The organism is Protofrankia sp. CiP1_Cm_nod1 (genome assembly GCF_920888515.1).
Classification (GTDB): Bacteria; Actinomycetota; Actinomycetes; order Frankiales; family Frankiaceae; genus Protofrankia.
In genome coordinates, this window is sequence record NZ_CAKKTM010000476.1 from 1 (window position 1) to 6597 (window position 6597).

The window sequence follows — 6597 nt, forward strand, 5'->3', positions numbered from 1 at the left end:
CGGTCATCCGCGGGCCCACCGGGACCGCCCGGCAGCCCACCGCGGCATCCGGTGGCCGGGCGGGCGGGCCGGTCGCCGCCGGTGCCGGTGTCCTGCCACCTCGACGCGGTGGACGCCGGCATCGATCCGGGAGATCCCGGAGGAGCCAGGACGGGTCTGACGGATGTCCGATCGGGCGGGCGGCACCCAGCCGGCCACCCGTCGCGTTGTCGCCGCCCATGGCCCGGCTGTGGAACGCCCCCTGTCCGGCGCTGCGCGCCGCACGGGGACCCCGTTGTCCTGCGCCCCGCGGGAGGCAGCCTGGATCACCACCCGCATCGGCCAACATCCATCAGAGACGCCCTGGCCATGTGCCATTGTCACCCGTGCAACACGCCCTCCCGTTCGACGGTGGGGGGATCCGGCCGGTCCCGGTCCGGGGAGCCCGTGGGAGCCGCGACCGACGGCTCCCACCCCGTGGAAGCCGCGACCGACAGCTCCCACCCCGTGGAAGCCGCGACCGACAGCTCCCGCGCCATGGGAGCCGCGACCGACGGCTCCCGCGCCGCGGGCTCAGGCGGTCGGGTCCTGGTCAGGCGGTAACCTGCCGTCGTTGATCCTCGGATTCCCCGGCTTCGGGGTCGGTGACTGCTCGCCCTGCCCGCCGGTGGACGCGGTCGGCTCCGCCGACGGTGGGAACAGCGTCGTCGGGCGCCCATGGCGGTCGCGGTCGGGTACGTCCGCGGGCGGCGTCACCTCGGGTGAGGCGGTGGGCGTCGGTGAGAAGGTCGGCTGCGGGGTCGGCGACGGCGACGCGTTGGTGACGGTGCCACCGTACTTCGGCGTCGGGAAGCTCTGGGGTGCGACGCCCTTGAGAGCGCCGTCCATGAAGGCCTTCCAGATCTTCGCCGGGTAGCCACCGCCGTAGACACCGCCGGTAGCCCCGGGGATCCCGGTCAGCGCGGTCGCCTTGCTCACCCCGCCGTCACCGCGGAACATGTTCACGCAGGCCGCGACCTGCGGGACGTAACCGCAGAACCACGCGGTCCGGAAGTTGTCGGTGGTGCCGGTCTTGCCGGCTGCCGGCCGGCCGTCGGCGAGCTGCGCCGCCTTGCCCGTGCCGCTCTTCAGGACCGACTGCAGCGCGTACGTCACGTCGGCCGCCACGGTCGCGGGGATGGCGGTCTTCGCGTTGGTCGGCCCCTCATAGATGACCTTGCCCTTGCCGTCGATCACCCGGTCGACCAGGTGCGGGGCGACGGCCTTGCCGGCGTTGGCGAAGGTTCCGTAGACCGCGACCATGTCCTTGGCGGTGATGCCATCACGGCCGAGGGTCACCCCGCCATCGTCGGTCAGTGGGACGTCCTTGTTCACCCCCAGGGCGCGCGCGGTGGAGATGACGTTGCCGATGCCGGCCTCGATGCCCAGCGGGACGTAGACGGTGTTGACCGACTCGGCGGTCGCGTCGATCAGGTTCAGGTACCCGAAGTTGCCGTGCTCCTCGTCGTTGCGGACCACGTACGTCCCGCTGCCGTCGGCGGCCTTGCCGGGAATCTCCAGCACGTCCGGGGCCGCGTAGACCGACTTGAGGCTGACCCCCTTCTGCAGCGCGGCCGCCAGTGTGATCGGCTTGAAGGTCGACCCCGGCGGCACCTGCGCCCCGGAGACGTTGTCGACGTAGGAGGTCTGGCCGTTGTCGCCCTTGCCGTAGATCGTGCCCCCGTACCAGGCCAGCACCCGGCCGGTGCCCGGCTCGACCGCGACCAGGCCGGTCTTCAGGTCGGGAACGGCGGTGTAGGGCTTGGCCAGCACGTTCGTCACGGCCAGGTAGGCGGCGGTCTGCCGGCCCTGGTCGATGCTGGTCTGGATACGCAGGCCCTCCAGGTTGATCTGCTGCTCGGTGATCCCGGCCGCGATCAGCTCGTCCTTGGCCTGGTCCCGGATGTAGGCGGCCTGCGGGGAGGAGACGGCCATGCCGTTGGACCTGTCCCGCTCCTGGGTCACCGGCGGCTTCTTCTCCGGGGTCGCGCGGGACGCGTCCAGCCAGCCCTTCTCGACCATCGTGTCCAGCACCTCGTGCCACCGGCGCTCGGCGGCGGCCGGGGTCACCCGCGGGTCCAGCGCGTTCGGGGAGCGGATCAGCCCGGCGATGACCGCGCCCTCCTCCGCGCTGAGCTGCTTGGCCGGCTTGCCGAAGTACGTCTTGGACGCGGCCTCGATGCCGTACGCCCCCCGGCCGAAGTAGATCGTGTTGAGGTAGGACTCGAGGATCTCGTCCTTGGAGTACTTCCGGGCGAGCTTGACCGCGAGGACGATCTCCTTCATCTTACGGGAGAAGGTGCGTTCCTGTGTCAGATAGGCGTTCTTGGCGTACTGCTGGGTGATGGTCGACCCGCCCTGGGAGATCTCACCGCCGCGGACGTTCACCCACAGCGCCCGGGCGATTCCCCGCGGGGAGATGCCGGGCTCGCTGTAGAAGTTCTTGTTCTCCGCCGCGAGCACGGCGTGCTGGACGTCGACCGACACCTCGGAGAGCGGGACGTCCGTCCGGTTGACCGTCCCGATCTTGGCGATCTCGGTGCTGCGGTCCGCGTAGGTGATGATGGACGTCTGCTCGGCGGCGTTGACGGCCGCCGGCAGCGGTATCTTCGTCAGGGAGTAGAGGACGGCGACCAGCGCGGCGAACATCAGCACGCCGGACAGCAGCCCGAACATGACCAGCCGCCGCAGCCACAACGGGCGGTTCCGCCAGAACATCGGCCCCCGTCTTCCCTGACCCGGCCGGACCGGTGGCTGCTGCGCCCCGCCCTCGAGGCCATGGCGATCATCGGCGCGTCCCGGCGGCACGCCCGGGGGATCCGCCGGGCCCGCGCCGGCACGCGCACGTCCGCGGACGCCGTTGACCGGGGCCGCGGCAGGGACGTCGTCCGGGCGGGGACGGCGGACGTAGGTGGTGGAGTCGGCGGTGCGTTCCCGGACGCCGATGCGCTCCATGGTGGCCCGGTCGGTCGTGTCGTACATGTTGTTGACAGGCCTGTTGGTGACGGGCCTGTTGTCGGCAGGCCGCCTGTCCGCGGGCTGGCCGCCTCGCTCGTCGCGCACCGCCGTCCGGCCCGCGTCGCCGTACGCGGCACCGCCGGGGGTGGCACCCGCCCGGTCGGAGCCGTCACCGTCGGGCCGGGCCGCCCCGTGCGGGCGGCTGTCCAGGTGGCCGTTCACAGAGCCGACATCCGGATGATCCCCTTCGGCCGGAGCACGGTCGGCCGGGGTACGGCGCACATGCGTACGGCCGTCGTCATCGCGCGGGTACACGTCCCGATCGTAGATGTTGGCCTCACTGACAGTCCCGTCCGTGGCTGCGGGAGTGAACCCCGCGTCGTCGGTGGCTGCTGTCAGACGGTACGCCGCCTCCCACAGGCACACATGCACCGGGTTCCCGCCAACACGTGGGAAACCCGGTGACGGCGGGCCCGGGCCCCGGCCGTCCCGCCGCTCCTCGTTCTTGTTCCCGGCCGCTCCTCTTCCCGGCTACTCCTCGGCCGTCCTGCGGCGGGCCGTCCGCCTGACCCGGGGCCGGCCGGTCCCGATCACGAACGACATGATCAGGTGGTTCCAGGAGCAGGACGTGCAGACCTCCACGACGTAGACCCGTAGCTCGCTGAACTGCCGCGCGAGGGCCGGCAGGTCCCTGGTCGCCCGCACCCGGCCGGAACTCACGCCGAGCTCGTCACCGTAGGTATATGTGACGTTGATCAACGGCTCGCGTCCACGGCAGACCGGGCAGCGCCTGCCGGTCGCCTCCCCGTGGTGCTTGGCCGCCCGCAGCAGGTATGGGTGCGCGTCACACACATCCGTGGCCGACACTCTGCCGGCATGCAGGTCAGCGAGTGTCGCCCGCCGGGCGAGCGCGTAGTCGACAACCGACCGTGGACGCATGCCATAAGACGGTACGCCGGATGCGTCGCACTGGCAGACGCTCCGGACACAAGCCCCTGCGACACCGGAAGAGCTCCGAGTACTGAACACGGTACGTGATGGTTGTCCAGGCAAATACCGACAAGGGTGAGCTCCGGGCCGATGGCAACGATCCGGCCATCCCGGCTTTCCGCGCCGGACACCCCTGGTTGCCTTCGTTATCCCGAAGTGGCATGCTCGATGTATCGAAACGATATGTCATGCAGAAACGTCCCGACCGGAGACATCCCGACCGGAGACATCCCGACCGGAGACGTCGCAGCTGGAGATATCCCGGCCGGGTGCGGCACCGGGCAGGTACGGCCCCGCACGGCTCACGCGGATACGGCTTCGCGGTGATACGGCCCGCGGCGGCACGGCTCACCGCCGGACCAGCACGTCCCATCACCGGGCCAGCACAGCCAAAAAGATCAAGCCGATGGATCGCGACGCGGAGCCGTCCCGGACACACCGGTCACATCAGTGTCACGGCTGACTTCCGATGACTTCCGAGGAAAGGAGCGAGGATGCTGGAGCTGGCCGTCCTCGCGCTGCTCTCCGAAAGCCCGATGCACGGCTACGAGCTGCGCAAACGCCTCAACACCGTGCTGGGGACCTTCCATCGCTTCAGCTACGGCTCGCTGTACCCCTGCCTGCGCAAGCTACAGGCCGAGCACTACGTCACGGCCGACGACTCCAGCGCCGCGAACCGTCTCGGCGGCCGCAGCCGCGTCGTCTACACCCTCACCGCCGAGGGCAAGGAGCGCCTCGCCGCCCTGCTCGGTGAGGGCGGCCCGTCCTCCTGGGAGGACGAGATGTTCGGCATCCGGTTCGCGTTCTTCGGCAAGACCGACGCGGACGTGCGGCTGCGCATCCTCGAGGGCCGCCGCGGCCGGCTGGAGGAACGGCGTGAGAAGGTCCGTTCCGCCCTGGCCAGGACCCGCGAGCGTTTCGACTCCTACACCCTCGAGCTGCAGCGCCACGGCCTTGAGTCCGTCGAGCGCGAGGTCCGCTGGCTGACCGAGCTGATCGAGACGGAGCGCGCACAGGCACCGGCCGGCGGACGGGCGCGCCCGGCGGCCGCCGGGCCGTCCAGCGGGCCGCCCATCGAAACATCCACAGAGTTGTCCCCGGATCCGGCGCCGCCGACGCCGCCGGATCCGGGGGGAGACGGCAACGAGGCCCCGCCCGCGCGTTAGTGCCCGCGCCGGCGTGCCGCCTCGCCCCGGATCCCACCCATCCGCCTTCCACAATCGCAGAAGGAGCAGACCGTCATGGGTTCGGTACGTGTCGCCATCGTCGGCGTAGGCAACTGCGCCGCATCCCTCGTCCAGGGGGTCGAGTACTACCGCGACGCTGATCCGTCCGCACAGGTCCCGGGCCTGATGCACACCCAGCTCGGGGAATACCACGTCGGGGACCTGGAGTTCGTCGCCGCGTTCGACGTGGACGCGAAGAAGGTCGGGCAGGACCTGTCGGAGGCCATCGGCGCCAGCGAGAACAACACGGTCAAGATCGCGGAGGTGCCTCCGCTGGGGGTCACGGTCGCCCGCGGGCACACCCTCGACGGCCTCGGCCGCTACTACCGGGAGACGATCGCCGAGTCCGACGACACCCCGGTGGACGTCGTCGCCGCCCTGCGCGAGGCCCGGGCCGACGTCCTCGTCTGCTATCTGCCCGTCGGCTCCGAGGAGGCGGCGAAGTTCTACGCCCAGGCCGCGATCGACGCCGGCGTCGGCTTCGTCAACTGCCTGCCGGTGTTCATCGCCGGCCGTCCCGAATGGGCGGAGAAGTTCCGTGCCGCGGGCGTCCCGATCGTCGGCGACGACATCAAGTCGCAGGTCGGCGCCACCATCACCCACCGGGTGCTCGCCAAGCTGTTCGAGGACAGGGGCGTCGTCCTGGACCGCACGATGCAGCTCAACGTCGGCGGCAACATGGACTTCAAGAACATGCTCGAGCGGGACCGGCTGGAGTCCAAGAAGATCTCCAAGACGCAGGCGGTGACCTCCCAGCTCTCCCACGAGATCGGCAAGGACAACGTCCACATCGGCCCGTCCGACTACGTCGCCTGGCTGGACGACCGCAAGTGGGCCTATGTCCGGCTGGAGGGCCGCGCGTTCGGCGACGTGCCGCTGAACCTGGAGTACAAGCTCGAGGTCTGGGACTCCCCGAACAGCGCCGGCGTCGTCATCGACGCGGTCCGCTGCGCCAAGATCGCTCTTGACCGGGGTGTCGGCGGGCCGCTGCTCGCGGCGTCCTCCTACTTCATGAAGTCGCCGCCGGAGCAGTACCGGGACAACATCGCCCGGGACAAGGTGGAGGAGTTCATCCGGGGCGAATAACCCACCCGGAGCGAACAGCCTGCACGGGGCGAACAACGGCACGGCCGTCCGAGGCGGACGACGACCGCGGAGGCCACCGGTGAACGGTGCCCGGCTACCCGGAGGGGGTGGCCGGGCACCGCTGTGTCCGGCCCCGGTCAGGTGTTGTGTCCGGGGCCGGTCAGGCGTTGTGTCAAGCACGGTCAGGCTCGGACGTTGGTGTCGGGCCCCTGAATTCGGGGCCCGGGGCCCCGGGCTCGGTCAGGCGGGGGCGTCGGCGCACCGGTGGGGCTGGCCCGCCGCGCTGGGATCCGCCGTCGCGGTGGCCGCGGGCAGGCGG

At 70.7% G+C, this 6597-nt stretch carries 4 protein-coding genes; 2 read left to right on the forward strand and 2 right to left on the reverse strand.

The features are described from left to right. Positions 1–552: 552 nt before the first annotated feature. Complete coding sequence (locus NBX02_RS22660) at positions 553–3198, reverse strand: transglycosylase domain-containing protein (RefSeq protein ID WP_250293080.1); 2646 nt, start codon at positions 3196–3198, stop codon at positions 553–555. Between the two features lie 309 nt (positions 3199–3507). Continuing rightward, positions 3508–3915: a DUF5318 family protein gene (locus tag NBX02_RS22665; protein WP_250286704.1), complete on the reverse strand. Its 408-nt coding sequence runs from the start codon at positions 3913–3915 to the stop codon at positions 3508–3510. Positions 3916–4460: 545 nt separating this feature from the next. Between NBX02_RS22665 and NBX02_RS22670 the strand changes: the two genes are divergently transcribed. Together NBX02_RS22670 and NBX02_RS22675 are read left to right on the forward strand one after the other, a co-directional pair. Then, positions 4461–5132 (forward strand): PadR family transcriptional regulator, encoded by a 672-nt coding sequence (locus NBX02_RS22670; RefSeq protein ID WP_250286702.1) that lies wholly within the window; start codon positions 4461–4463, stop codon positions 5130–5132. 75 nt (positions 5133–5207) lie between these two features. Next, positions 5208–6278, forward strand: a complete 1071-nt coding sequence (locus tag NBX02_RS22675) for an inositol-3-phosphate synthase (RefSeq protein WP_250286700.1) — start codon at positions 5208–5210, stop codon at positions 6276–6278. Positions 6279–6597: the final 319 nt, after the last annotated feature.